The following is a 26,950-nucleotide window of genomic DNA, read 5'->3' as shown; positions in this document are numbered from 1 at the left end:
GATACACGATGACCGCTTCAAACGCCTACCGCCTGCGGCCGTCCCGGCGCCTGACCTCGCTCAGGGCCTGCAGCCTGGGACTTGCCATCGGTCTGCTGGCTGCCGCCAGCACGGCCGGCGCGGCGACGCCCCCGGCCACGCCGTCCGCACCCGCCACCGTCGCCGCCAAGCCACAGGCAGGCGCGCCGGTTGCAATCACCAATATCGACTTCCGCCGCGGTGAAGACGGAGCCGGTCGGCTGATCGTCCGCTTCGACGGCACCGGCGCCGCGCCCGACCTGCGCAACCTGGGCTCGTCGGTGGTGGTCGATGTCGGCAACGCCGATATCCCCAGCACGCTGCAGCGTTCGCTCAACGTGGCCGACTTCGCCACGCCGGTGCAGCGCGTGGATGCCCGCCCCAGTGGCAAGGGCACCCAGCTGGTGCTGAACACCAGCGGCGCATTCGAGTCCATGGCGTACCAGACCGGCAACGAATACGTGGTCGAGATCTCGCCGCGCAGTGGCCAGGCCGCCATGGGCGCGTCGGGTAACGCTGCCGGTGCGGTTGCCTCGGCGGCAGCGAAGGTCGCCAGCACCTCCGCCAAGTCCTACGGTGGCCGCCCGGTCACCTTCAACTTCCAGGACGTGCCGGTGCGCACGGTGCTGCAGCTGATCGCCGAGGAATCCAACCTCAACATCGTGGCGTCGGACACTGTGCAGGGCAACGTCACCCTGCGCCTGATCAACGTGCCGTGGGACCAGGCGCTGGACATCGTGCTGCGCGCCAAGGGCCTGGACAAGCGTCGCGAAGGCGGCGTGGTCTGGGTGGCTCCGCAGCCGGAGCTGGCCAAGTTCGAGCAGGACAAGGAAGACGCGCGCATCGCGATTGAAAACCGCGAAGACCTGACCACCGACTACATCCAGATCAACTACCACAACGCCGGCGCCATCTTCAAAGCGCTGACCGAAGCCAAGGGCATCGGCAACAGCGGCAGCGGTGGTGGTGGTGGCATGAACCAGCAGGAAAACAGCTTCCTGTCGCCGCGTGGCCGGATTGTGGCCGACGAGCGCACCAACACCCTGATGATCAGCGACATCCCGAAGAAGATCGCGCAGATGCGCGAGCTGATCGCGGTGATCGATCGCCCGGTCGACCAGGTGCTGATTGAAGGCCGCATCGTCATCGCCACCGACAGCTTCGCCCGCGACCTGGGCGCCCGCTTCGGTGTGTCGGGTATCCGTACCGGCGACCGCACGCAGGTCATCGGCGGCAACATCGGCGACAACGATGACGTCATCAATGGCAGGCCGCGTGAGCTGCCGTCGGGCCTGAACATCAATCTGCCTGCAGGCGGCTTCACCACCGGTACCCCGGGTGCGATTGCCTACACCCTGCTGGGCGCCAACTTCCAGCTCGACGTGGAACTGTCCGCGCTGCAGGAAGAAGGTCGCGGCGAAGTGATCTCCAACCCGCGCCTGGTCACCACCAACCAGCGCGAAGCCGTGATCAAGCAGGGCCGCGAAGTCGGCTACCTGACCGTGACCGCGCAGGGCACTGGCGGCGCCGCGCTGCCGACCGTGCAGTTCAAGGAAGCGCTGCTCGAGCTGAAGGTCGTGCCGACCATCACCAGCGACAACCGCGTGTTCCTGTCCTTGAACGTGAAGAAGGACGAAGTGCTGCGCTTCATCGACCTGGGCGACTTCGGCCAGGTGCCGGAACTGGCGCGTCGCGAAATCAACACCGCTGTGCTGGTGGAAGACGGCCAGACCGTCGTCATCGGCGGCGTGTACGAGTTCACCGACCGCTCCAGCGTGTCCAAGGTGCCGTACCTGGGCGACATCCCCTTCCTGGGCAACCTGTTCAAGAAGAAGGGTCGCAGCAAGGAAAAGGCCGAGCTGCTGATCTTCGTCACCCCGAAGGTCCTGCGCGTCGCTCCGCCGGCGCCGATGGCCCGCGCGCCCTGAGCACCACGCCAAGCACGCAGATGAAACGGGGCCGCAAGGCCCCGTTTCTTTTATGGGGATTGCGGCACATGCGCCAGCGCGGGGGCGTTGCGACTGCGCACTGCCTTGCGGGCTCGATGCCGCATGTACGTAAGCGCCCTGAATGTCACGGGCCAACGCAACGCATGATGGATGTCATGGAGACAAGTGTCCGCGGGCGAGTAAGGCCTGTCACAGCGAAGATTCTTATGGTGCAGGAGTGTTTCAACTCACGACTGGACGCTTAACCAAGTGCGTGCATGAGCGGTGCTCCGCCTTTACGCCTCTTGGCACAGCATCTAGGGTGCCGCACGCCTGAAGCGACGGACGCGTCAGTGCGCAACCTGCGTGCCTTCGCAGCCCCATGACATCAAATCAACCAGTGAAACCATGAAGTTCATCCGAAGCCTGATCGTTGCTGCCGTTCTGAGCACAACCCTGATCACCCCCTCATTTGCCGCCGAGCCTGCGGACGCCCAGCCGGCGCCCGAATGGATGGTGGGTACGTACAAAGGTTACAACCGCAATTACAGCAAGACGATCTCCAAACAGGATCGTGCCGCTGTCGATTCCGCGGTCGCCCAGGCCAACGTCAAAGCCGCGCCGGAAGAAATCGACGCCGCACTGAAGTCCATGGAAACCATGCCAATCAAGTTGACCATCAGCGCCGACGGACAGGTGACCGCGAAGATGGCATCCACCATAACCAAGGGGCACTACATCGGAAACAACCAAATCGGCTGGGTCGGTGGGTGGAAATCGAACATCATCCGCACTGACAAGGGGATGAACTTTTCCGAGGTGGGCAATGAGGCCAACGTGTCCGAGTACACCAGGGACAAGTGAACCTGATGGCGGACCGGGCGCAGCGGCAATCGATGCGCCCTTCAAATCCAGAAACCGCCCCGATCGGGCGGTTTTCTGTTTTTCCCGCCAGCGCAATCTGAACCGGACTTTTCCACCGCACTGAACCAATGCGGGCGTCATGGGTCAGAATGGACCATCAAAGCCAGACCCTTGCGCCGATGGAACAGTCATCCACTGAAGTCCCTTCCAGCGCTGCCGAGTCAGCGCAAACGCACCTGCACGCGGCCTTCCGGCAATTGCGCGTCGACCTGGCGGCGACCATCGTCGGCCAGGCCGACCTGATCGAGCGCTTGCTGATCGCCCTGCTCGCCGATGGCCATCTCCTGGTGGAAGGCGCCCCCGGCCTGGCCAAGACCACCGCCATCCGCGCACTGGCGTCCCGTCTGGAAACCGACTTCGCGCGTGTGCAGTTCACCCCGGATCTGCTGCCGGCCGATCTGACCGGCACCGAAGTCTGGCGACCGCAGGATGGCCGCTTCGAATTCCAGCCCGGACCGATCTTCCATCCGCTGCTGTTGGCCGATGAGATCAATCGCGCGCCCGCCAAGGTGCAGTCGGCCTTGCTGGAAGCCATGGGAGAACGCCAGGTCACCGTCGGCCGGCATACCTATCCCTTGCCGGCGTTGTTTCTGGTCATGGCCACCCAGAATCCGATCGAGCAGGAGGGCACCTTCCCCTTGCCCGAAGCGCAGTTGGATCGCTTCCTGATGCATGTGCGCATCGGCTACCCGGAGGCAGCGGCCGAATCGGAGATCCTGCGCCTGGCGCGCGAGCGCGCGCGGCAGACCCTGCATGCCGAACCCGTCGCCCAAACGCGGATGCCGCTGCAGCAGGTGTTCGACGCCCGCCAGGCCGTGTTGGACGTGCACCTGGCGCCGGCGCTGGAGCGTTACCTGATTGAACTGGTGCTGGCCTCGCGCGATGCGCGTCGCTACGACGCCAGCCTGGCCCGGCGCATTGCCTGGGGCGCCAGCCCGCGTGGCTCGATCGCGCTGGAACGTTGCGCACGTGCGCGCGCCTGGCTGGCCGGACGCGACTACGTCACCCCGGAAGACGTGCGCGCCATCGCCCCCGACGTGCTGCGCCATCGCGTGCTGCCCAGTTACGAGGCCACCGCCGAGGGCTGGGATGGCGAGCGCCTGGTCGCGGCCTTGCTCGACGTTGTGCCCTTGCCCTGAGTCCGCCGCGCATGACCGCTGACACAGACGGCGTCGTCCCCCAGCTGCGCGAACTGATCGCGCTGCGCGCCACCGCACAGCGGCGCGGCCCGGCGCGGCACGGACGGCACGGCGCCAGTGGTCCAGCGGCTTCGCAGCTGCGCGGTCGCGGCATGGAATATGCCGAATCACGCGAGTACGTGGCCGGCGACGACGTGCGTCATATCGATTGGCGCTTGACCGCACGCAGCGGTCGCACCCACACCAAACTGTTCCAGGCCGAACGCGAGCGCCTGAGCCTGATCGTCGCCGACACCTCGGCATCGCTCTATTTCGGCACCCGCGTCCGCTTCAAGTCCACCCAGGCCGCGCGTGCGGGCGCCGTGGCCGTCTGGAATGCCATCCGCGACGGCGATCGCGTCGCTGCCGTGCGCGGCTCGCGGCTGGAGCCGCCGGTACCGCCGGCGTCCGGGCCGCGCGGTGCCTTGCGCGTGCTGGACGCGCTGGTGCGCTGGTACGCACAGGCACCCGCCGATGATCAGGGCCTGGCCAGCGCGCTGGAGGCGGCGGGGCGCTTGCTGCGTCCCGGCTCGCGGCTGATCGTGCTGGCGGATCCGGCCAGTGTCGCGTCGCTGCCGCAGGAAGTCTGGACGCGCCTGTCCGCCCACCACGATGTGGTCGTACTGCTGCTGTTCGACGTGCTGGAAGAGACCCCTCCGGAGGCGGCGCTGGCCTTCCAGTCCGCCCAGCACCGGATCGAACTGGATCTGGCCGACAGCGCGCAACGCGCGCGCTGGCAACACGTCTTTGCGGAACCAATCACGCAGGCGCTGGCCCAATTGCCCGGTCGCGGCGTGCGCGTGCAATCACTGCGCGCCGATGCGCCCAGTGACGCCTGGCTGCCCCTGCTTGGCCGGCCGCAGCCGCAGGTGGCCTGATGGATCCTTCGCAGTTGGTCTTGCGTGACGTGCACCTGCCGCAGGCGCCTGGCCTGTGGCCGCCCGCGCCCGGTTGGTGGCTGCTGGCCGGCGCGCTGCTGCTGATCGCGTTGTTCGCGGGCGGGTGGCGCTGGACCCGACAACGGCAACGCCGGCGCTGGCTGGACTGGTTTGACCGACAGACGCGTCACGACGATCCGCTGGGCGAACTCGCGGCGCTGTCGGCCTTGCTGCGCCGTGCCGCGCGGCGGGTGGACGCCGGCGCCGATCGCTTGCAAGGTGAAGCCTGGCTGCGCTTTCTGGATGGCGCACGCGGGCAGGCGTTTACCGACGGCCCGGGCCAGCTGTTGCTGCATGGCGCCTTCCAGCGCCAGGTCGATGCGCGTGCAGTGGAACAGCTGCGCATGCTGGCGCGCGCGCGCTTTCTCGAGTTGATGGCCGGGCAACGCTGATGACGGGTCTGACGGCTCTGCTGGCCCAGGCACACTCGGCGTTCGCCGGTTTCGCCTGGCCGTGGCTGTGGTGCGCCGCGCCCTTGCCGTGGCTGGTGCATTGGCTGTTGCCGGCACGCCGGCAGGGCGGTGACGCATTGCGCGTGCCCTATGCCGGCCGGCTCGATGCCATCGCCGCCGGCAGCGGCGTTTCCAGCCGCCGCTCCTTGCCCTGGCTGGCGTGGCTGGCCTGGTTGCTGCTGTGCGCCGCCGCCGCGCGGCCGCAGGCCTGGGGCGAACCGATTGCGCCGCCGCAAAGCGCCCGCAACCTGATGCTGGCGCTGGATCTGTCCGGCAGCATGGGCGAGGCCGACATGGCGCTCGGCGGTGCGGTCGTGGATCGTCTGACCGCGGCCAAGGCCGTGCTGGCGGATTTCCTGGATCGTCGTGCCGGTGATCGCGTCGGCCTACTGGTCTTCGCCGACCGCGCTTACGCGCTGACGCCGCTCACGCTGGATCGCGACACGGTGCGCCAGCAATTGAACGACGCGGTGCTGGATCTGGTGGGACGCGCGACGGCGTTGGGCGATGCAATCGGTTTGGCGGTCAAACGCCTGGACACGCAGAAGCAGGGCGACCGCGTGCTGATTGTGTTGACCGATGGCGTCAACACCGCGGGGCTGCTGGACCCCATCAAGGCCGCTGAACTGGCCAGGCAAGCCAAGGTGCGCGTGCACACGATCGCCTTTGGGGGCGGCGGGGCGTCAATCTTCGGCATGCCCTTGCCAGGGGCGGGCGAAGAAGAAATTGATGAAGCCACCCTGCAACGGATTGCGCAGATCACCGGAGGCCGATCCTTCCGTGCGCGTGACATTGAAGAGCTGGCCAGCATCTATGCCGAACTGGATCGCCTGGAGCCGGTGGAAACTCCAGGCGAAAAAGTGCGCCCGCGCATCGAGCGCTATCCCTGGCCGCTGATCGCGGCTGTGTTCTTGGCAGGCTTGAGCCTGCTTCTGCCGGGGCGTCGCGCATGAGCGAAGCCTGGGCCAGCCTGCATTTCCTGCGTCCGCACGCGTTCTGGTGCCTGTTGGCGCTGCCGCTGCTGCTGTGGCTGCGGTATCGGCAGTACCAGAATGCCAATCCGTGGCGTGGGCGCGTGGACGCGCACCTGTTGCCGCACCTGTTGGTGCCGGGGCGGCGACGTGTGCTGGGTTCGCTGATTGGATTGGCCCTGGTGCTGTTGCTGGCAGTGCTGGCATTGGCGGGTCCGAGCTGGCGGCAGGGCGAGCAGGAGATGTGGCAACAACGCGCGCCGCTGGTGATCGCGGTCGACTTGTCTTCGACCACCACGGCCGCGGATCTGCCGCCGTCGCGCCTGTTGCAGGTTCGCAGCAAGCTGGCGCAGTTGCTCGCGCAACGCGAGGGTGGCCAGGTCGCGCTGGTGGCTTTTGCCGACGACGCCTTCACTGTCGCTCCCATGACCGAAGACAGCGCCAATGTGGCCTTGTTCCTGGATGCGCTGGCGCCGGACGTGATGCCGGTGGATGGTCAACGGGTGGACCGCGCGATCGCCCGCGCCGCGCGCTTGCTGGCGCAGGCCGGGTTCCAGCGCGGCGATATCCTGCTGTTGACCGATCACGCCGATGCCGCCGCCATCAGTGCCGCCGCGCAAGCCGCGCAACAAGGCTATCGCGTGTCGGCGCTCGGCTTGGGCACCGCTGCCGGCGCCACCTATCGCAACGGCGATGGCGCGTTGCTGCGGACGCAGCTGGACGCCGGTTCCCTGCAGACGCTGGCTCGCCAGGGCGGCGGCGAATTCCGTGCACTGCAGGCCGGTGACGCGGATCTCGTGGCGCTGGGCGTGCTCGATCCGCCGCAACTGGACGATGCCCAACGGGGTCACGGGCAAACGCGCACTTGGCTCGACGAGGGCTACTGGTTGTTGCTGCCATTGATGCTGTTGAGCGTGCTGGCGTTCCGGCGCGGTGGACAGTTGCTGCTGCTGGGGGCGTTGATGATCGGCATGCCTTGGTCGGCGCATGCCAGTGACACCGGCGGCTGGTGGCAGCGCGCCGATCAGCGTCAGCACGCGCGCATGGAGCAGGGCGTGCAGGCTTATCACAGCGGCGATTTTGCCGGCGCCCAGCAGGCATTTGCCGGTCAGTCGAGCGCCGACGCGTATTACAACCAGGGCAATGCGCTGGCCAAGCAGGGGCGCTACGACGAAGCCATTGCTGCCTACGACGCCGCCTTGGCCAAGCAACCCAAGATGGAAGACGCCATCGCCAATCGCGCCGCCGTCGAACAGGCGCGCAAGCAGCGGCAAGGTCAGGGCCAGGGCCAGCAGGGTAGCCAGGGCAAGAGCGGCGCGCAGGACAGGAACAACACGCAGGGCGAGTCCGGCTCCCAGGCCGACCGCCAGGACCAGCCGCAGCCAGCAAAGCAGCAGGGCGCACCCGCGACACCGCCGTCGTCAAACGCTCAATCCGCTCCGGCCGGGCAGGAAAAACCGGCATCGCCGGCTGGCACGCGTGCCGCTTCGGCGCCGCCGCCGCCACCGCCGCAAGCCGCGGATGCGAAAACGCAGGGCGCCGCCGATGCTGCCCAGCGCCGACAGATGCAGCAGGCGATGCAACGGGCCGGAAAATCCTCGATGCGCCCGCAGGCGCGGGACAACGCACAGCAGGCGCCGGAAACGCCGGAACAGCGCGAGCAACGCCAGGCACTGGAAGCCTGGTTGCGCCGCGTGCCCGATGATCCCGGTGGCCTGCTGCGCGCCAAATTCCAGCTTGAGCAAGAGCGTCGCCAGAGGGAAGGTCAATGAATGTGTCGTCACGTCTGCCGCGCCTGCGCCGGGCCGCGCTGTTGTTGCTGGCGACGGCGCTGTGTGCACTGAGCCTGCCGGCCATCGCGCAGATCCAGGCGCGCGTCAATCGCAATCCGATCGACATGGGTGAGACCTTCACCTTGAGCCTGGAGAACGTGCCGCAGCTGGGCGCACCGGATCTGAGCCCGCTGCAGACCGACTTCGAGGTGCTGGGGCGCGCGAGCAACCAGAGCGTGCAACTGGGCGGTGGTCGCAGCAGCGTCACTTCAGTGCTGGAACTGACCCTCGCACCCAAGCGTGCCGGCAACCTGCAGATTCCTTCCCTGCAGTTCGGCAGCCAGCGCTCTCCCGCGCTGGCCTTGACCGTGCGGCCGGCGCCACCGGTGGTCGGTCGCGACGGCAATGCCGATCTATTCCTGGAAACCAGCCTCGACGCCAGCGCGCCCTATGTGCAGCAGAGCGTCGGCGTGGTGCTGAGGCTGTACTACGCGATTCCACTGCTGTCGGGCGAACTGCAACTGGATCCCCCGGCCAATGCGTTGATGCAGAAAGTGGGCGACGACGTGCAGGGCAGCCGCCAGATCAATGGCCGCAGTTACACCCTGGTGGAACGACGCTTCCTGCTGGTACCCGAACGCAGCGGCGCGCTCACCTTGCCCGCGCCGCGCTTCCGCGGCCGCGCCGCGGTGGGTTGGTTCGACAACATCATGGGCAACCGCCGCGAAGTCAGTGCGATGGGCTCCGCGCGGACGCTGCAGGTACGCGCGCAACCGGCGAACGCCGCGCAACCCTGGCTGCCGCTGCGCGATCTGCGTCTGCGTTATGTCGGCGCGCCCGATCGCGGGCGTACCGGCGAAGCCTCGATGGTCACCATCGAAGGCGTGGCCGATGGCGCCACGCGTGCGCAGTTGCCGGACATCGCAGCGCCGGTGGTATCGGGGGCGCAGGTGTTTCCTGAGCCGATGCAGTACGACGAAACCTTTGTCGACGGTCGGCCACAGGTGAAGTGGACGCAGCGCTATGCGGTGGTGCCCGAACGCAGCGGTGAACTGGTGATTGGCGGCGCGACGATGTCCTGGTGGGATGTCGGCGCGGGCGTCGGCAAGACCGAGCGACTGGGTGACCTGCGCTTGAGCGTCAGCCCTGGCCAGGTGGGCGCTGGCGTCGGCAGCGTGCCCGCTGCCGCATCACCTACGTCCGCCCGCGCCGGCGAACCGGTAGCCGTGGCGGGACAGAGCCAACTTCCGCGCAGTCCCTGGGTATGGCTGACCGTAGGCTTCGCCGTGCTCTGGTTGCTGACGCTGTTGTGGGCATTGCGTCGTCGACCGGCGCAGACGGCGCCACATCCGCGCGAGCACGCCGCTACGCCGTTGACGGCCGGACCGACCGGCACGCTGGCCCAGCTCAGGCAAGCGCTGGACACCGGCAGCCTGGACGATGTCGCCGAAGCCGTGCGCCAGTTGCATGCACCGCCATTGCGCGATCTCGACGCGGTGATCGCGCAGCTGGCACGTGCCGATCAACGTGCCGCGCTGGAGGCACTGCGGCGCGCGCGCTGGGCCGATGGCGATGGCGCTGCCGCGCGCCAGGCCCTGCGCGCGGCCTTTGCCGATGGACCGCACTGGCGCGCAGGACCGACCGTCGAGCCTGCGCCGTTGCCGCCGCTCTATCCCCAGTCCTGAGCGCTCGCGCGCACTGCACAACAGGCACGCCATGGGGGTTTGCTACAGTTGTGACTTGTCTCCGCAGGCTTGATTCATGACCGCAGCGCTTACCGGCAAACCCGGGCTCCCCTTGCATTGGAAGATGGCCATCGGCTTTGGCACCGGCCTGATTCTGGGTTTGCTGGCATACAAGACCGGCCTGGGCACGCTGACGGTGGCCGGCGCGGGCGCGCCGCAATGCGTGGCCGGTGCGGGCGAATTGCCCTGGCAATGCCAGAGCTGGGTCAGCCTGATTGCCGACTATGTCACCGGCCCGATCGGCCAGCTGTTCCTCAACCTGATCTTCATGCTGGTGGTGCCGCTGCTGTTCTCGGCGCTGGTGGTGGGCGTGTCGGAGATGGGCGATATCCGCGCCTTCGGCCGGGTCGGCTGGCGCACGCTGGGCTACACCGTGCTGATGTCCTCGATCGCGGTGGTGCTGGGTCTGTTGCTGGTCAACTGGCTGCAGCCGGGGGTGGGCATTGATCGCGCCACCGCGCAGCAACTGCTCGACGAAGGCGCGCAGCGCGCCAGCGCCATCGTGGCCAGCACGCACGAGCAGCCGCGCGGCCTGGACATGCTGTTGTCGATCGTGCCGGACAACGTGATCAAGGCCGCCGCCGACAACACCATCCTGGCGGTGATGTTCTTCGCGCTGATGCTGGGCATCGGCATGGTGCTGACCCCGGGCAAAGCCACCGATACCCTGCGCGAAGGCATCCAGGGTCTGTTCGATGTTTCGATGACGCTGATTGGCCTGGTGATCCGGCTGGCGCCGATCGCGGTGTTCTGCTTCATGTTCGAACTGGCGGCGATGTTCGGCTGGGACCTGCTGATCAAGCTGGCCAGCTATGTCGGCGTGGTGGTGCTGGCGCTGGCGCTGCACCTGTTTGTCGTCTACTCGATTGCCTTGCGCACCATTGGCGGTTACTCGCCGCTGGCCTTCTTCAAGGGCACCCAGGAAGCGATGGTGCTGGCGTTCTCCACCGCCTCCAGCAATGCCACGCTGCCCACGTCCTTGCGTGTAGCCGAAGAGAAGCTGCATCTGCCGCGGCGCATCTCGCGCTTCGTGCTGACCGTGGGCGCCACCGCCAACCAGAACGGCACCGCGTTGTTCGAGGGCGTCACGGTGATCTTCCTGGCGCAGTTCTTCGGCGTGGATCTGAGCCTGACCCAGCAGGTGCTGGTGATGCTGGTCTGCATCCTGGGCGGTATCGGTACCGCCGGCGTGCCATCGGGCTCGCTGCCGGTGGTGGCGATGATCTGCGGCATGGTCGGCGTGCCGCCACAGGGCATCGGCCTGATCCTGGGCGTGAACCACTTCCTCGACATGTGCCGGACTACGCTCAACGTCACCGGCGACATCGCCATTGCGGCGATGGTGTCCAAGGGCGAGCCGGATGCGCCGGTCGATTCCCCGGTCGACGCCCAGCCCGCGGGCTCGTCGTCCAATTCGGCCTAAGTAACTGATCTGCCGATGATCGCCGCCGCATGGCGGCGATACGCGCGGGCCATTCGGTTTCTGCCCGGCTGGCGGTCTGTGGGACAATGGCGGCGCCCGTCTTCCCGGCACGCCCTTCCCGACTGCAGATCCCCATGACGACGCCTTCCCGCCGCCAGCTTGCCAACGCCATCCGCTTCCTTGCCGCCGACGCGGTGGAAGCCGCCAAATCCGGTCATCCCGGCATGCCCATGGGCATGGCCGACATCGCCGAAGTGCTGTGGAACGACTACCTCAGCCACAGCCCCAAGAACCCGCACTGGTTCAACCGCGATCGGTTCGTGCTCTCCAACGGCCACGGCTCCATGCTGCAGTACGCGCTGCTGCATCTCAGCGGTTATGACCTGCCGCTGCAGGAGCTGAAGAATTTCCGCCAGCTGCACAGCAAGACCGCCGGCCATCCGGAACGCCATGAAACCCCCGGCGTGGAAACCACCACCGGCCCGCTCGGCCAGGGCTTTGCCAACGCCGTGGGCTTCGCGCTGGGCGAAAAGCTGCTGGCGCAGCGTTTCAACCGTCCCGAGCTGGAAGTGGTCGATCACCGTACCTGGGTGTTGATGGGTGATGGCTGCCTGATGGAAGGCGTGTCGCACGAAGCCGCCTCGCTGGCCGGCACCTGGGGATTGAACAAGCTGGTCGCGTTCTGGGACGACAACAAGATTTCCATCGACGGCAACACCGATGGCTGGTTCACCGATGACACCCCGGCACGTTTCGAAGCCTATGGCTGGCAGGTGGTGCGCAATGTCGACGGCCATGACCCGGTCGAGATCAAGGCCGCCATTGACACCGCGCTGAAGTCGGAAGACAAGCCGGTGCTGATCTGCTGCCGCACCACCATTGGTTTCGGCTCGCCGAACAAGGCCGGCAAGGAATCCTCGCACGGCGCGCCGCTGGGCAAGGAAGAACTGGAAGCCACCCGCAAGGCGCTGGAATGGCCGTACGGCCCGTTCGAAGTGCCGGAAGAGATCTACGCCGGCTGGCGTGCCGGCAACACCGGCCTGGTCCGCGAAGAGCAGTGGAACATGCTGTTCGACAAGTACGCCGCGCAGTATCCGGAACAGGCCGCCGAGTTGAGCCGCCGTTCGCATGGCGAATTGCCGGAAGGTTTCGAGGCCGCGGCCGATGCTTTCATCGCCAAGACCCAGGCCGAAGGCCAGGTGATCGCCTCGCGCAAGGCCTCGCAGCTGTCGATTGAAGCCTTCGCGCCGCTGCTGCCGGAAATGGTCGGCGGCTCGGCCGACCTGGCGCATTCCAACCTCACCCTGTGGAAGGCCAGCAAGTCGGTCGCCACCGATGACCCGAACGCCAACTACGTTTATTACGGTGTGCGCGAGTTCGCGATGACAGCGATCAGCAACGGCCTGGCCCTGCATGGCGGCTTCATTCCGTTTGACGCCACCTTCCTGGTCTTCAGCGACTACGCCCGCAACGCGGTGCGCATGAGCGCGCTGATTCCGGCGCACAACATCCACTTGTATACGCACGACTCGATTGGCCTCGGCGAAGACGGCCCGACCCATCAGCCGGTCGAACACCTGGCCTCGCTGCGCTACATCCCCAACAACGATGTGTGGCGTCCGTGCGACGCGGTGGAATCGGCGGTGTCGTGGAAGCAGGCGATCGTGCGCCGTGACGGCCCGAGCTGCCTGGTGTTTTCGCGCCAGAACCTGCCGCACAACGCGCGCAGCGAAGCGCAGGTGGCCGACATCGCCCGCGGCGGCTACGTACTCGCCGACAGCGACGGCACCCCCGACGTGATCCTGATCGGCACCGGTTCGGAAGTGGGCCTGGCCGTGCAGGCCAAGGCCACGCTGGACGCCGCCGGGATCAAGACCCGCGTGGTGTCGATGCCCTCGACCGATGTGTTTGATCGCCAGGACGCGGCGTATCGCGAACAGGTGCTGCCCAACGCCGTGCGCAAGCGCGTGGCGGTGGAAGCCGGCATCACCGACTTCTGGCGCAAATACGTGGGCCTGGACGGTGCCGTGATCGGCATGACCGGCTTCGGCGCCTCGGCTCCGGCCGACGCGCTGTACAAGCACTTCGGCATCACTGCCGAGGCGGTGGTCGAGGCGGCGAAGGCGCTGTAAGTCGGCGTCGACGCAGCAATGAAGAAGGCCGGTCTCTGACCGGCCTTTTTTTTGCTCGTGCCGAGTTTGCAATGGACTTGGAGCATGCTCCATTGCAGCTTCTGGAGGGGTCGAAGAGTATCGGGGTAAGGATCTGTGCGGGGTAGGGGAATGCCGCGCTCTGTGGGGGCTGTGGCTTCGGGGCTGAAGCCCCTCCTGCGAATGGAAGGTCCTCTTCCGGTACTGAAGCCGTTGGTACGGCGCCTACTGGCGGGTTTCGGTCAGTCCTAGTTTCAACAGCTTCGCGTCCAGGCGCTCAGCCAAGGAGCCGGGTTTGTCCAGGCCCATGCGCTGCAAGGCTTCATGATCGTCGCTGCTGGCGCCCAGCGCACGCAACACCGTGCCGATCTTCTGCGTGGTCGTGGCGGTGTTGGATTTGAGCCAGGCCAGCGCCTTGACCACGCGTTGCTCCACCTCGGTGAAGTCGCTGCCCAGCGGGTAGTCGGGCAGGGTGCCGTCCTGGCGGAAGCGGCGCAGGCGTGCAGACAGATGCACCGGCGTGTTGCCGCGCCAGGCTTCCGGTGCGCTGAATTCGGTGCGCAGCTTGCGCGACTTCTTCGCCTGTTCCAGCAGCTCGTCCTGGAAGCGCGCGTCGGTGATGCCGGCCATGGCGATCACGCAGTCTTCGTCGTTACGCGCGTGCAGATCGGCAATCCCGTATTCGTTGATGTAGATATCGCGCAGGTGGCGCGGGATGGTGGTGTGGCCGTAGTTCCAGCGCACGGTCGAGGATTCCTCGCCGGCATGCTCGCGCAGGGCGCGGAATAGCAATACCGAGCGTGCGTCATCCAGCGCATGCGACATCGACACGAAGTTGTACTGACCACCCACACCGGAAACGACACGACCGTCTTCCAGACCATCGGACACCGCCGCACCCAGCGCGGTGGCCATCATGCAGGTGTTGAAGAAACGTGCGTCGCGACGTTGCAGGCGTTCCAGGGCTTCGTGGCCGCCGTACAACTGATTGATCGTGGAGATGCGGCGCATGCCGATGGCGCGGCGCTCGTCTTCGGGCAGTTCGTGCAGCCACTGGTAGAACGCCGGCGAGCCCAGGTAAAAGGCGCCATGCAGGTATTCGCCGTCGCGCTGCAGCCGCGCCTGATCGCCCAGGTTGGCCGTGCCCTGCTCGATGCGCTGCATCAGCGCTTCGTCATCCACCACCTTGCGCCGGATCACGCCGGTTTCCACCAGCTTCTTGAAGCCTTCGTTGATCATCTCGCTGCAGCCGTACAAGCCAATGGCGAAAGGCTCCAGACTGCCGCTTTCCAGCACGCTGGGATGGCGTTCCAGCGCCGGGTCCAGCGCCGCCAGCACCTCGCGATAGCGTGCGTTGTCGGTGTGGCGCAGCACCAGCGCATGGCAGAGCGCATCGGCCAGCGCGCCAATGCCGATCTGCAAGGTGCCGCCATCGCGCACCAGCGTGCTGGCATACAGGCCGATGGCGAATTCGGCGTCGGACACCGGCTGCCGTGGCAGGCCGAACAATTTTGGATACGGCCCCGGCAGCGTCAGCACCGCATCGAAGTAGTCTTCATCCACCGCCGCGGTACCGCCCAGCCACGGAAGTTCGGGATCGATCTCCGCCACCAGCAGCGGCGGCGGCAGGCCGCGCGCGACGATCGCCTCCACCGAGTCCTGGGTCAGATCGTTGTTGCAGGACAGCGACAGCCGGCGTCCGCCGCCGGGCTCGCGCGCCACCTTCTGGATGATGATGTTGACGCCGCGCTCGGCCAGCGCGCGCGCCACATGGGTGTAGTTGAGGCTGGCGTAACGGCGCTGGGTCTGGCTCGAATGCATCAACGCGCCGGACTGCAGGTAGAACTCCTCGACCTGGATATGCGCGGGCAGGGCATCCCGCTTCATCGCCTGTACGTAATGCAGGCGCGGGAAATCGGCGCCGAAATGGCGATCGACGAATTCGCCGACAAAGCGCGCCTGCAGGCCGCTTCCCGGTGCGGGCGGATCCAGCGACAACGCCGTGTACAGGTGCCATTGCCGCGAGCGATCCGGTTCAATCCGCTCATACAGCGCATTGAGCAGCCGATGTGGCTTGCCGATGCCCAGCGGCGCGCCCATGTGGATCACCTGCGGGATGCGTTGCAGGATGAAGTCGACGGTGTCTTCCAGGTTGTCCAGGTGTACGGTCATGGCGTCAGCATAGTTCCGTCTAGGTGAAACAACGTGGAGGTGGCCGGGCTCAATCCATTACGTGGATGGCGTCGGCCAGGCGTTGGACTTCTTCGGCATGGTGGCTGACATAGACAATCGGCAGCCGGATCTCATCGCGCACGCGTTGCAGATAGGGGATCAGTTCTTCGCGGCGGGCCTGGTCCAGCGAAGACAGAGGCTCATCGAACAGCAGCACGGCCGGCTGCGAGAGCAAGGCACGGCCAATCGCCACGCGCTGTGCCTCGCCGCCGGACAGATTGCGCGTGGGCCGGCCCAGCAGCGGCCCGATCCCCAGCAACTCCACCACCGCATCGAAGCCAAACCGCTGCGTATCGCGCCCATGCCGGCCGTAGCGCAGGTTGCGGCGCACATCCAGATGCGGGAACAAACGCGCGTCCTGGAATACATAGCCGATGCGGCGACGGTGAGTCGGTACATCCACGCGCGCGCTGCTGTCGAACAAGACGCTGCCGTCGATTTCGATGCGCCCGGACAGCGGCGTGACCAACCCGGCGATGGCGTTGAGCACGGTGGTCTTGCCGGCGCCCGAAGGCCCGGTCAATGCGAGCACGCGCGCATCGGAGTGGATCGCCACCTGCTTGTGGAAATGTCCGCGGCGGAGTTCGACCTGCATGCGCAGCATCAGATCTCCTCCCGTCCGTGCGCACGCCGCACCAGCCACTCGGAGAACAGCAGCGCGCCCAGCGAAATTGCCACCGCCACCGCCGCCAGTCGCCAGATGCCGGACTCCGCACCGGGCACCTGCATCAGCCCGTAGATGGCCGAAGACAAGGTCTGGGTTTCACCCGGAATGTTGGAGACAAAGGTGATGGTGGCGCCAAATTCACCCAGTGCCTTGGCGAAGGCCAGCACGGCGCCCGCCACCAGGCCGGGCCAGGCCAGCGGCAAAGTGATGGTGAAGAACACCCGCCAGGGGCCGGCGCCCAAGGTCGAAGCGGCCTGTTCCAGCCGGCGGTCGGTGTTTTCCAGCGACAACCGGATCGCGCGCACCATCAAGGGAAATCCCATGACCGCGCAGGCCAGCGCAGCGCCGGTCCAGCGGAACGCGAAGACGATGCCGAAATGCTGCTGCAAAAATCCGCCCACCGCGCCCTGCGTGCCCAGCGTCATCAGCAGGGCGTAGCCCATCACCACCGGCGGCAACACCAGCGGCAGATGCACCACCGCATCCAGCAGCGCCTTGCCGGGAAAGCGTCGCCGCGCCAGCAGCCACGCCACCGCGATGCCGAACGGCAGGCTGGCCAATGCCGCCGTCAGCGCCACCTTGACGCTGAGCACGATGGCGGTGACTTCCTCGGGCGTGAACCAGGTCAAGGCGACGTCACCAACCGATCAAGGCAGCAGTTCGAAGCCGCGCTTCTTGAAGATGGCGTCGGCGTCCTTCGAGCCCAGCCACTCCACGAACGCCCGCGCCTGCGCATTGCGCTCACCGCGCAGCGCCGCGACCGGATAGACGATGGCCGGATGGCTGCCATCGGGGAAGGTGGCGACCACGCGCACGTTGGCTTCGGCCTTCGCATCGGAGGCATAGACGATCCCCAGCGGCGCTTCGCCGCGCGACACCAGCATCAAGGCGGCGCGCACGCTTTCGGACTCGGCCACGCGCGATTGCACGCTGTCCCACTGGCCCAGCGCCTGCAACGAAGCCTTGCCATACTTGCCGGCCGGCACGCTGGCGGTCTGGCCCATCGCCAGGCGTCCGCTCTCGCCCAGCGCGGCGGCAATGGAGCCGGCGCGCTTCAGATCCACTTTCGCGGTGCTGGCCTTGGGGGCGACCAGGACCAGATGGTTGCCCAGCAGGTTGCGCCGCTGCGCCGCGTCCAGCTTGTTGCGTTCCTGCAGGTAATCCATCCATTCCAGATCCGCCGAGAAGAACACATCGGCCGGCGCGCCCTGTTCGATCTGGCGGGCCAGCGCCGAACTGGCGGCGTAGGACACACGCACGGGGATGCCGGTCTTCTTTTCGTAACCGGCGGCCGCTTCGTCCATCGACTCTTTCAGGCTGGCGGCGGCAAACACGGTCAGCGGCGCCTTGTCCTGGGCCAAGGCGGGCAGGGCGGCGAGGGCGAACAGTCCGCCCATCATCAGAGCAGTGAACTTGCGCAGCAGACGAACCTGGTGCATGACAGAACTCCAGCGTCGGGGGGAATGAGCGGGTTGCGTCAGTATCGGAGCAAGCGGGTCAACTCAGTGCGGCGCCAGCGCGGCGTTCAACAGGTGCGCCAGGCGCACGCCGGCCAGGCGGATCTGCTGCTCGGCCAGCGGACGATACGTGTCGTAGTAACCGGTTTCCAGTGTGGCACGCGGCGGGTACACGCCGGGGCGCAGCACGATCTTGCAGGATTGCCGCGCCCAGTCGGCGGTGGCCGGCGGCAGCGCGGGTACGCGGTCGGCAGTCGGCGCCGGCAGGGCAGTGACCTGGCGCAGCAGCGCGACGTCATCCAGGCCGGCGGAAGCCAGCAGTCCGCTGTCCCAGACCTTGTGCAGGTTGCCACCCTTGCCCTGGTAGCTGGTCTGGAAATCATTGCCGCCCTTGTCGCGGGCAAACCCCGCATGCATGGGCTGATGCGCGTCGCCGACCAAGTGGACGACGAACTTCAACGCCTGCAGGCGTTGCTCGCGCGGCAGCGTCGTGTTGGCCAGGATGTCCGTCTGCGTGCGGATTGCCTCGATCACGCAATTACCATCCGGACAATCGCGCGGCGGGTCGTAGGCGCAGTCGTGATCGGCCAGGTTGACGAAGTGCCAGCGTGCACTGCGCCTGCCCAGGTCGGGATCGTTTTCGCGCAGGTTGTCGGCCCAGTTGGCGATGCCGGCCAGGGTGGGATCCGGTTCGCCTTGCAACAGGGCATCCACCTGCTTGCGTACGGCGGGGCTCAGATCATTGGCCGCCAGCTCGGCGACCATGCGATGACCGACCGGACCCCAGGCAAAGGCCGAAGGCGAGGAGGCAAGTGCGGTGACAAAAAAGAGGGACGCAAAAAAGAATCGGGCCATGCCGGCAACTTTACCCGACATGGCCCAACCCGGAGAGAACATTGGCTTGCGGCAACGACATCGCGCCTGCAAAAAAGGCCGGGCCCTGCCGGGGTTTGAGGCGACAGGGCCCGGAGCAGGAAGTCTTAGAACTTGATCACGTAGGCCGCGCCGTACACCAGCGGGTCGATGTTGGCGGTGCCCAACTTGGCGCCGTTCACTTCGACCTTGCTGTCGATGTCCATGTAGCGCACGTCAACGCGCAGCGCGCCGTTCTTGCTGACGGCGAAATCCAGGCCGGCGTGCGCGGCCAGGCCCCAGGAATCACCGAGCTTGAGCTTGGTGCCTTCCAGGATGCCCTGGGTGTCTTCGCTGAAGAAGGTGGTGTAGTTGATGCCGGCGCCGAGGAATGGCGAGACCTTGCCCTTGCTGTTGAAGTGGTACTGCAGGGTGAAGGTCGGCGGCAGGTGCTTGGTGCTGCCGACGGTGCCGACGCCCTTGATGGCGATGTCGTGCTTGAACGGCAGCGCGGCCAGCACTTCCAGACCCAGGTTGTCGGCCAGGAAATACTCGGCGGTGATGGTCGGCTTGACGTCGCTGTCGATTTCCAGCGGCAGGGTGCCGCCGGCGAGCTTGCCGTTGTCCGACTTCGGGTTGACCTGGTGCACGCCGACGCCCAGCGTCCAGTCGCCCTTGGACTGGGCGAAGGCGGGCAGGGCGGCGCCGGCCAGGGCGACGGCTAGCAGGGCAATCACGGGCTTTTTCATGGTGTCTCTTTGGTCTTGTGGGTTGATGTGGGGCGCAGTGTCCGCCTCTGAATTCACTAACGCCTTGATCACAATCAATCGCGGCACGCACCATCCCGACGGCTTGCCCGCGCGGTCCTGATAGAATGCGATTCCCGTCAACCCCCGCCGCGCCGGGCGCGGCCGCAGGAGTCTGAGCAATGTCGATCAAGGTTGGTATCAACGGCTTCGGCCGCATTGGACGCAACGTGCTGCGTTCCGCCGTGCAGAACTTCGCCGACGACATCGAAATCGTCGCGATCAACGATCTGCTGGAGCCGGATTACTTGGCCTACATGCTCAGCTACGACTCGGTGCATGGCCGCTTCAAGGGCGACGTGAAGATCGAAGGCAATACGCTGGTGATCAACGGCAAGAAGATCCGCCTGACCCAGGAACGTGATCCGGCCAACCTCAAGTGGGATGAAGTCGGCGCCGAAGTGGTGATCGAGTCCACCGGACTGTTCCTCGACAAGGTCACCGCGCAGAAGCATCTGGATGCCGGCGCCAAGAAGGTGATCCTGTCGGCGCCGTCGAAGGACGACACGCCGATGTTCGTGTTTGGCGTCAACGACAAGACCTACAAGGGCGAAGCAATCATCTCCAACGCCTCGTGCACCACCAACTGCCTGGCGCCGCTGGCCAAGGTGCTGAATGACAAGTGGGGCATCAAGCGCGGCCTGATGACCACCGTGCACGCCGCCACCGCCACCCAGAAGACCGTCGACGGTCCGTCCAACAAAGACTGGCGCGGTGGCCGCGGCATCCTGGAAAACATCATTCCTTCCAGCACCGGCGCCGCCAAGGCAGTGGGCGTGGTGATTCCGGAGCTCAACAAAAAGCTGACCGGCATGAGCTTCCGCGTGCCGACCAGCGACGTGTCGGTGGTGGATCTGACCTGCGAACTGGAAAAGCCGGCCACCTACGCCGAGATCTGCGCGGAGATGAAGGCGCAGAGCGAAGGCGCGCTGAAGGGCATCCTGGGTTACACCGAAGACAAGGTGGTGGCCACCGATTTCCGTGGCGACACCCGTACTTCGGTGTTCGATGCCGACGCCGGCATCGCCCTGGACAGCACCTTTGTCAAGCTGGTCAGCTGGTACGACAACGAATGGGGCTATTCCAACAAGTGCCTGGAAATGGTCCGCGTGGTCGCCGGCAAGTAAGCCCGACCAACGCAATGCATCGAGCGGGGGCGCCTTCGGGCGCCCTTTGCTTTTGCGCGCGGGTCCGGCAGGCGGGCCAGCGGTGGAATCCGTTACGATGCCCACGCCGCCATGGGCCTGGGGAATGACGGGGCGGTCCACTATGAGGACAGGGAATGGATGACTTGGCAGGTGTGCTGGTCTTGTTCGGCCTGGCGGTGCTGGCGGTACCGGTGTTGCTCATCATCGCGCTGGTCTCGATCAGCGGCTTGAAGCAGCGCGTGTCCCGGCTGGAGGAGCAACTGGCGCAAGCGCGTCATGCCGCGCCGCTGTCCACCGCCACTGCAGCGGCCCAAGCCGCATTCACTCCCCATGGCGTCGCCACGGCCGAAGACTATCCCGCCGAACCGGTCGACGATTCGCCGACCCTGGGCGAAATCCTGCAGCGCAGCACACCCTCCAGCACCTCCGCATCGCCGTCGCGCACCGCGCCGCCGCCGATGGATGCCGAGCCGGCATTGCACGAGTCGACGCTGCCGCCACCTTTGCCGGTGCCGCCGGCTGGCGCGACCCCGCCGCCGCTGGAACGCCCGATCGAGCAGCCGTCGACGCCAGAGGTCGAGATTCCGCGCGTGCCGCGTCCGCCGCTGCGCAGCGCGCCGTCGCGCCCGGATCCAATTACTCTGGGCCTGCGCGCGATCAAACACTGGTTCACCGTAGGCAACGTGCCGGTCAAGATCGGCATGCTGGTGTTGCTGGCCGGTGTCGCCGCGCTGCTGAAGTACGCCGCTGACCAAGGCTATTTGAACGCACCGATCGAAGCGCGCCTGGCCGCCGTCGCTGCCTGCGCCCTGGGTGCGCTGGTGTTTGCCTGGCGCAAGCGCGAGAGCCACCCCAGTTTTGCCCTGACCGTGCAGGGCGGCGCCATCGGCATCCTGTTGCTGACGGTGTTCGCCGCCTTCAAGCGCTATGACTTGCTGGAAGCCATGCCGGCATTTGCGCTCAGCGTGGTGCTGATTTTCGGCGCGGGTGCGCTGGCGGTGTTGCAGAACTCCAAATCGCTGGCGGTATTCGCGATCCTGGCCGGCTTCCTGGCCCCGATCTGGCTGTCGACCGGCAGCGGCAATCATGTCGCGCTGTTCTCGTACTACGCGGTGTTGAACGCGGCCATCCTGGCGGTGGCGTGGTTCAAGCCGTGGCGCGTGCTCAATCTGCTTGGTTTCGTCTTCACCTTCGGCATCGGCACGCTGTGGGGCGTGCTCAGTTACGACCCGGCCAAGTACGCCAGCACCGAACCGTTCCTGCTGCTGTTCTTCGGTTTCTACCTGCTGATTCCGTTGTTGTATGCGCGGCGCTTGCCGGAAGGACGGCGTGGCCTGGTCGACGCGTGCCTGCTGTTCGGCACCCCGTTGATTGCATTCGCCCTGCAGGCCGCGCTGCTGGAGGGCGCGCGCATGCCGCTGGCCTACAACGCACTGGGCCTGGCCGCGCTGTATGTGGTGCTGGCCGTGCTGCTGCGCCGCCGTGGCGGGTACGAGGCATTGGTGCCGGCCTACGCGGTGCTGGGCGTGGGCTTTGCCACGCTGTCGGTACCGCTGGCCTTGTCCGCGCGCGCCACCGCCAGCGTGTTTGCGCTGGAAGGCGCCGCGCTGATTTGGCTGGGCCTGCGCCAGGAACGCAGATTGCCTCTGTTCACCGGCAGCCTGCTGCAACTGCTGGCGGCGTTGGCCTTCCTGTTCGGCGACCTGCACAGCGGCGGCACGCCAGTGGCCAATCCGGTGTTCATGGCCGCGTTGATCATCGCTCTGGCCGGCCTGTCCAGCGCCTGGAATTTCTCCCGCCAGGGTCATGCGCTGGCATTACCGTTCTACCTGTGGGGCCTGGGCTGGTGGCTGGGGGCGGGCGTGCATGAAATCGGCGCCTTCATCACCTACACGCATCGCGCCGACGCCTTGCTGGCCTTCGCCGCGGTGACCGGCTGGCTGGCCGCCGAGGTTCATCGCCGTCATCCGTCCACCGCTCTGGCCATGACCACCTTGGCGGCGCTGATTGCGGCGGCGCCGCTGTCCATCGTGCAGGCGCAGGAACACGCGCAACCGTTCGCCGGTTACGGCGCGCTGGCATGGCTGGTCTACGCGGTGCTGGGCGTGCGCAGCCTGATCTGCCTGCGCCGCAGCGAGCATGCCCTGGCCGGGTGGGCGCAGTTCGTCTGGCTGCTGGTCTGGCCGCTGGCGCTGTCGTTGTTGCTGGATTGGGTCAGCCGCGAGCAACACCTGGCCGAAGGCTGGCGCGTGCTGGCGATGTTGCTGCCGTGGTTGATCGTCACTGCGCTTGGCCTGTTCCGCTGGCCGTGGCTGGCTGCGCCGTTGGGTGAGCGTTTCGATGGCTATCGCAGCGCCTTGCAGTGCGTGCAGTTTGCCGTGCTCACCTGCGCGGGCGTGTACATGCTGTTGCTGGCCGGCAGCAGCGCGCCGCTGCCGTGGGTGCCGGTGGTCAATCCGCTGGAGCTCGCGCAGTTGGGCATCATCGCTTTGCTGGCGTACTGGCTGTGGTCGGACTCGGCGCCGGAGTGGATGGTGTCGCAGCGGACTTCGCTGCTGGCCATCGCCGGTTTCTCCTGGGTCAGCGTGGTGGTACTGCGCGCCGTCCATCATTGGGGCGGGATGGGTTGGGACGGATCGCTGATTGGCACCAGCCTGGCGCAGACCAGCCTGACGCTCACCTGGAGCGTGTTGGGCGTGATTGGCTGGGTGCTGGGCTCGCGTCGTGGGCAACGCTCGTTGTGGCTGGCTGGTGCGGTGCTGATGGGCGTCGTGTTGGTGAAACTGCTGCTGATTGATCGCGGCAACCTCGGCGATGCGCTTGGCATCGCTTCCTTCATCGCCTACGGCGTGCTGTGCACGGTGGTGGGCTATCTGGCGCCGGTGCCGCCGCGCATGGCCCAGGAGGATGCACAGGCATGAAGCAGGCAGGCATGAACAAAGTGGGCAAGAAGGTGTTGGCTGCAGTGGCGCTGTGCCTGCCGCTGCTGGCAAGCGCGGCCGCGCGCGATGACTACGCGCGTCAGTGGCCGCTGCAGTTGCCTGCCGCGCAGGAAGGTGCGTATCGGGTCACCCTGGATGGCAGCGTGTACGAGCAGACGCGCACGCCGAATCTGGCCGATCTGGATGTGCTGGATGCCAACGGCAAGCCGGTACCGTCGATGTTGTCCGCGCCGGCCTCGCCCGGCATCGGACCCGCGCAGCAGCATGGCTTGCCGTGGTTCCCGCTGCCTTCCTCGCCGCAGGCACGCGACGTGGCGTCGATCAGCGAGATTGCCGCCGATGGCAGCCTGCGCCGTGTGCAATGGTCGGCTGCCGAGGTGCAGGCCAACGCGCCGGCCGCGGGATACCTGATCGATGCGAGCGCGCTCACCCAGCCGCTGCAGGCCTTGCAACTGCAGTGGCAGGTGGATTCGCCGCTGGAACGCGAAGTACGCCTGGAAGCCTCCGACGATCTGCGCCAGTGGCGAGCGGCCGACGGCGGCGTAGCGCGCCTGCTGGATCTGCGCAACAACGGCGCGCGGGTACTGCGCAATCGCATCGAATTTGCGCCGCAGCGCGCCCGCTATTGGCGTCTGCTGGTGCCGGCGCCGCTGCCGGCAGACTTCCGCCTGCTGGCGGTGCAGGCCGAAACTTCCACGCCCGGTGTCGCCACCGCCTGGCAATGGCAGAGCTTGTCGGCCAGACGCAGTCCCGATGCCAACGGGCAGATGCACTACGAATTCGAGTTGCCCGGCCGTTATCCGATTGCCCGCGCCGATGTCGAACTGCCCGGCAACAACACCCAGCAATGGCGACTGGAATCGCGCGACCGTGCCGATGCGCCCTGGCAACTCGTGGCCGGCCCGTGGGTGGCGTTCCGCGTCGCCAGCGCCGGCAGCGACAGCGCCTCGCCGCCGCAGGAACTGGCGGGCCTGCATCGGGATCGGCATTGGCGACTGACGCCGGTCGATGGCGTGGATGCGGCCTTGCCGACGCTGCGGCTGGGCTGGCAGGCCGAGTCGCTGGTGTTTGTCTCGCAGGGCCAGCCACCGTTCGTGCTCGTGGCCGGCAGTGCGCGCGCCAGCCGCGCGGCGGCGTCGGTGCAGCCGACGTTGGCGGCCATCCGCCAACAACGTGGCGCCGATTGGCAGCCTTCCGTCGCCACCCTGGGCGTGCCGCAGGCACTGGCCGGTGACGCCGCGCTGACGCCGGCGGCCAAGCCGCGCGACTGGAAAGCCTGGTTGCTGTGGTCGCTGCTGGTCGTGGGCGCGCTGCTGGTGACCGGCCTGGCCCTGAGCCTGATGCGCAACAAGCCAGCGCGCGACTGAGTCGGCGCGGTGCGCTACTGCGCGCGCACGCGGATTTGCCGCGCCCGCGCGCAGCCGGGACAATAGGGGTCTTCCCCAGTTCCGAAGGAATGCCCCATGTCCATCGTCCGCATGTCCGATCTCGACCTTGCCGGCAAGCGTGTGCTGATCCGCCAGGACTTGAACGTACCGATTGAAGATGGCCGCATCACTTCCGAACAACGCATCACCGCCTCGGTGCCCACCCTCAAGCTGGCGCTGGAGAAGGGCGCGGCGGTGCTGGTCACCTCGCACCTGGGCCGGCCCAAGGAAGGCGTGTGGAGCGAAGCCGATTCGCTGGCGCCGGTGGCCGCACGCCTGACCGAGCTGCTCGGCCAGGAAGTGAAGCTGGTCAAGGACTGGGTGGACGGCGTCGAGGTTGCGCCCGGCCAGGTCGTGCTGCTCGAGAATTGCCGCATGAACGTGGGCGAGGGCAAGGATGACGAAGCCCTGTCGAAGAAATACGCCGCGTTGTGCGATGTGTTCGTGATGGACGCCTTCGGCACCGCGCATCGCGCGCAGGCCTCCACCCACGGGGTGATTCGCCAGGCGAAGGTCGCTGCCGGTGGCCCGCTGTTAATGGCCGAGCTGGATGCCCTGGCCAAGGCCTTGAAGGAACCGGCGCGTCCGCTGCTGGCGATCGTGGCGGGCAGCAAGGTCTCGACCAAGCTGGAACTGCTGTCCAACCTGGTCGGCAAGGTTGATCAGCTGATCGTCGGCGGCGGCATCGCCAACACCTTCATCGCCGCGTCCGGACACAAGGTCGGCAAGTCGTTGTACGAAGCCGATTTGCTGGATACCGCCAGGCAGATCATGGCCGATGCCAAGGCGCGAGGCGCCGATATCCCGGTGCCGGTGGACGTGGTGGTGGCGCCGACCTTCGCCGCCGATGCGCCGGCCACCGTGAAAGCGGTCGACGCGGTGGGTGATGACGACATGATCCTGGACATCGGCCCGCAGACCGCGGCGCGCTACGCGCTGCTGATTGCCGACGCCGGCACTGTGGTCTGGAACGGCCCGGTGGGTGTGTTCGAGTTCGACGCCTTTGGCGGCGGCACCGAAACGCTGGCGCGCGCGATTGCCGATTCCAAGGCGTTCTCCATTGCCGGTGGCGGCGACACGCTGGCGGCGGTGGACAAGTACGACATCGCCGGGCAGGTCAGCTACATCTCCACTGGCGGCGGCGCGTTCCTGGAATTCCTGGAGGGCAAGACCTTGCCGGCCGTCGCGGCGCTGGAGGCGCGCGGTTCGTGAGTCGTTCCATTCTGTTCTTCGATCTTGATGGCACGCTGATTGATTCGGCCGTCGGCATCACCCGCTGTGTGGCCTATGCACTGGAGCAACTGGAACATCCGGTGCCGGAAGAAGCGGAACTGCGTGGCTGGATCGGTCCGTCGCTGCGCAACAGTTTTACCCCGTTGCTGGTGGATCCCGAGCGGGTGGAACAGGCCGTGGCCCACTACCTGGTCCGCTTCGACGAACATGGCTGGACCGAGCACACCCAATACGAGGGCATTGGCGAGGTGGTGGAGACCCTGCATGCCGCCGGCCACCGGCTGGCCGTGGTCACCGCCAAGAACGAGCCACACGCGCGCCGTATCGTCTCGCACCTGCCGTTCGGTCATTGCTTCGAAGACGTGATCGGCGCCACCGCCGATGGCAGCCGCAGCCACAAGCCCGAACTGATCGACGAAGCCCTGCGCAGGCTTGACGTCAATGCCGCCGACTGCTGGATGATTGGCGACCGTCGCATGGATATCGAAGGCGCCGAGCACCACGGCATGCGCAGTGTCGGCGTGCTGTGGGGATTTGGCGGCGAAGTCGAATTGCGCACCGCCGGCGCACGCCGCCTGGCCGCCACGCCGGCCGACCTGGCCTTGCTGCTGCAGGCCTGAGCCGGGCGGGTCGACGGCGAACGAGGCGCCACGTTTCTTGCGCGGTGGCATTGCAGTGGTCTGTGCG

The 26,950-nt window shown here is 66.7% G+C and carries 21 protein-coding genes; 15 read left to right on the top strand and 6 right to left on the bottom strand.

Going from position 1 to position 26,950, the window contains the following annotated elements:
• Positions 1-8 precede the first annotated feature (8 nt).
• The 10 genes from B5X78_RS05390 to tkt all read left to right on the top strand — a co-directional run bounded on the left by B5X78_RS05390 (position 9) and on the right by tkt (position 13,481).
• Entirely contained in the window at positions 9-1,946 is a 1,938-nt protein-coding gene (locus B5X78_RS05390; protein WP_079723414.1) for a type IV pilus secretin PilQ, read from the top strand.
• Positions 1,947-2,354: 408 nt separating this feature from the next.
• Positions 2,355-2,810, top strand: a complete 456-nt coding sequence (locus B5X78_RS05385) for a hypothetical protein (protein ID WP_079723413.1) — start codon at positions 2,355-2,357, stop codon at positions 2,808-2,810.
• A gap of 179 nt (positions 2,811-2,989) precedes the next feature.
• Positions 2,990-4,009, top strand: coding sequence for an AAA family ATPase (locus tag B5X78_RS05380; protein WP_079724435.1), 1,020 nt, complete (start codon positions 2,990-2,992; stop codon positions 4,007-4,009).
• Positions 4,010-4,020: 11 nt separating this feature from the next.
• The gene (locus B5X78_RS05375) at positions 4,021-4,926 is read left to right on the top strand and encodes a DUF58 domain-containing protein (RefSeq protein WP_079723412.1); all 906 of its coding nucleotides are present in this window, start codon (positions 4,021-4,023) and stop codon (positions 4,924-4,926) included.
• Positions 4,926-5,378 carry a DUF4381 domain-containing protein gene (locus B5X78_RS05370; protein WP_079723411.1) on the top strand — a complete coding sequence of 151 codons (453 nt, stop codon included), beginning with the start codon at positions 4,926-4,928 and terminating at the stop codon, positions 5,376-5,378. Before B5X78_RS05375 ends, B5X78_RS05370 begins: the two co-directional genes overlap by 1 nt.
• Positions 5,378-6,391, top strand: a complete 1,014-nt coding sequence (locus tag B5X78_RS05365; protein ID WP_079723410.1) for a vWA domain-containing protein — start codon at positions 5,378-5,380, stop codon at positions 6,389-6,391. Before B5X78_RS05370 ends, B5X78_RS05365 begins: the two co-directional genes overlap by 1 nt.
• Complete coding sequence (locus B5X78_RS05360; RefSeq protein ID WP_079723409.1) at positions 6,388-8,181, top strand: VWA domain-containing protein; 1,794 nt, start codon at positions 6,388-6,390, stop codon at positions 8,179-8,181. The genes B5X78_RS05365 and B5X78_RS05360 overlap by 4 nt, the downstream gene beginning before the upstream one ends.
• Complete coding sequence (locus B5X78_RS05355) at positions 8,178-9,866, top strand: BatD family protein (RefSeq protein ID WP_079723408.1); 1,689 nt, start codon at positions 8,178-8,180, stop codon at positions 9,864-9,866. The genes B5X78_RS05360 and B5X78_RS05355 overlap by 4 nt, the downstream gene beginning before the upstream one ends.
• 76 nt (positions 9,867-9,942) lie before the next feature.
• Entirely contained in the window at positions 9,943-11,349 is a 1,407-nt protein-coding gene (locus tag B5X78_RS05350; protein ID WP_079723407.1) for a dicarboxylate/amino acid:cation symporter, read from the top strand.
• A 134-nt stretch (positions 11,350-11,483) separates the two neighbouring features.
• The gene (tkt, locus tag B5X78_RS05345) at positions 11,484-13,481 is read left to right on the top strand and encodes a transketolase (protein WP_079723406.1); all 1,998 of its coding nucleotides are present in this window, start codon (positions 11,484-11,486) and stop codon (positions 13,479-13,481) included.
• Positions 13,482-13,724: 243 nt separating this feature from the next.
• Here the strand turns inward: tkt and B5X78_RS05340 are convergent, their stop codons facing one another.
• The 6 genes from B5X78_RS05340 to B5X78_RS05315 form a co-directional block, all read right to left on the bottom strand.
• Positions 13,725-15,671 (bottom strand): acetyl-CoA hydrolase/transferase C-terminal domain-containing protein, encoded by a 1,947-nt coding sequence (locus tag B5X78_RS05340; RefSeq protein ID WP_079723405.1) that lies wholly within the window; start codon positions 15,669-15,671, stop codon positions 13,725-13,727.
• A 49-nt stretch (positions 15,672-15,720) separates the two neighbouring features.
• On the bottom strand, positions 15,721-16,335 hold the full coding sequence (gene modC / locus B5X78_RS05335) for a molybdenum ABC transporter ATP-binding protein (protein WP_079723404.1): 615 nt from the start codon (positions 16,333-16,335) through the stop codon (positions 15,721-15,723).
• Complete coding sequence (gene modB / locus B5X78_RS05330; RefSeq protein ID WP_079723403.1) at positions 16,335-17,027, bottom strand: molybdate ABC transporter permease subunit; 693 nt, start codon at positions 17,025-17,027, stop codon at positions 16,335-16,337. The genes modC and modB overlap by 1 nt, the downstream gene beginning before the upstream one ends.
• Before the next feature lie 18 nt (positions 17,028-17,045).
• Complete coding sequence (gene modA / locus B5X78_RS05325) at positions 17,046-17,837, bottom strand: molybdate ABC transporter substrate-binding protein (protein ID WP_079723402.1); 792 nt, start codon at positions 17,835-17,837, stop codon at positions 17,046-17,048.
• Between the two features lie 63 nt (positions 17,838-17,900).
• Positions 17,901-18,710: a S1/P1 nuclease gene (locus B5X78_RS05320; RefSeq protein ID WP_079723401.1), complete on the bottom strand. Its 810-nt coding sequence runs from the start codon at positions 18,708-18,710 to the stop codon at positions 17,901-17,903.
• Between the two features lie 125 nt (positions 18,711-18,835).
• Positions 18,836-19,456: an OmpW/AlkL family protein gene (locus B5X78_RS05315; protein WP_079723400.1), complete on the bottom strand. Its 621-nt coding sequence runs from the start codon at positions 19,454-19,456 to the stop codon at positions 18,836-18,838.
• Positions 19,457-19,635: 179 nt separating this feature from the next.
• Here B5X78_RS05315 and gap point away from each other — a divergent pair, with 179 nt between their 5' ends.
• The 5 genes from gap (at position 19,636) to B5X78_RS05290 (ending at position 26,883) form a co-directional block, all read left to right on the top strand.
• Positions 19,636-20,640, top strand: coding sequence for a type I glyceraldehyde-3-phosphate dehydrogenase (gene gap / locus B5X78_RS05310; RefSeq protein WP_079723399.1), 1,005 nt, complete (start codon positions 19,636-19,638; stop codon positions 20,638-20,640).
• A gap of 155 nt (positions 20,641-20,795) precedes the next feature.
• On the top strand, positions 20,796-23,582 hold the full coding sequence (locus B5X78_RS05305; RefSeq protein ID WP_079723398.1) for a DUF2339 domain-containing protein: 2,787 nt from the start codon (positions 20,796-20,798) through the stop codon (positions 23,580-23,582).
• Complete coding sequence (locus B5X78_RS05300) at positions 23,579-24,970, top strand: DUF3999 domain-containing protein (protein WP_229730817.1); 1,392 nt, start codon at positions 23,579-23,581, stop codon at positions 24,968-24,970. The genes B5X78_RS05305 and B5X78_RS05300 overlap by 4 nt, the downstream gene beginning before the upstream one ends.
• A 96-nt stretch (positions 24,971-25,066) precedes the next feature.
• Positions 25,067-26,242 carry a phosphoglycerate kinase gene (locus tag B5X78_RS05295; protein WP_079723397.1) on the top strand — a complete coding sequence of 392 codons (1,176 nt, stop codon included), beginning with the start codon at positions 25,067-25,069 and terminating at the stop codon, positions 26,240-26,242.
• Positions 26,239-26,883, top strand: a complete 645-nt coding sequence (locus tag B5X78_RS05290) for an HAD-IA family hydrolase (RefSeq protein ID WP_079723396.1) — start codon at positions 26,239-26,241, stop codon at positions 26,881-26,883. Before B5X78_RS05295 ends, B5X78_RS05290 begins: the two co-directional genes overlap by 4 nt.
• The last annotated feature ends 67 nt before the right edge of the window (positions 26,884-26,950 follow it).

The sequence above is a fragment of the Pseudoxanthomonas indica genome, from assembly GCF_900167565.1.
In the GTDB taxonomy this organism is placed as follows: Bacteria; Pseudomonadota; Gammaproteobacteria; order Xanthomonadales; family Xanthomonadaceae; genus Pseudoxanthomonas_A; species Pseudoxanthomonas_A indica.
Note: the sequence above shows the minus strand (reverse complement) of the source record. Positions and strands in the feature narration are given on the sequence as shown.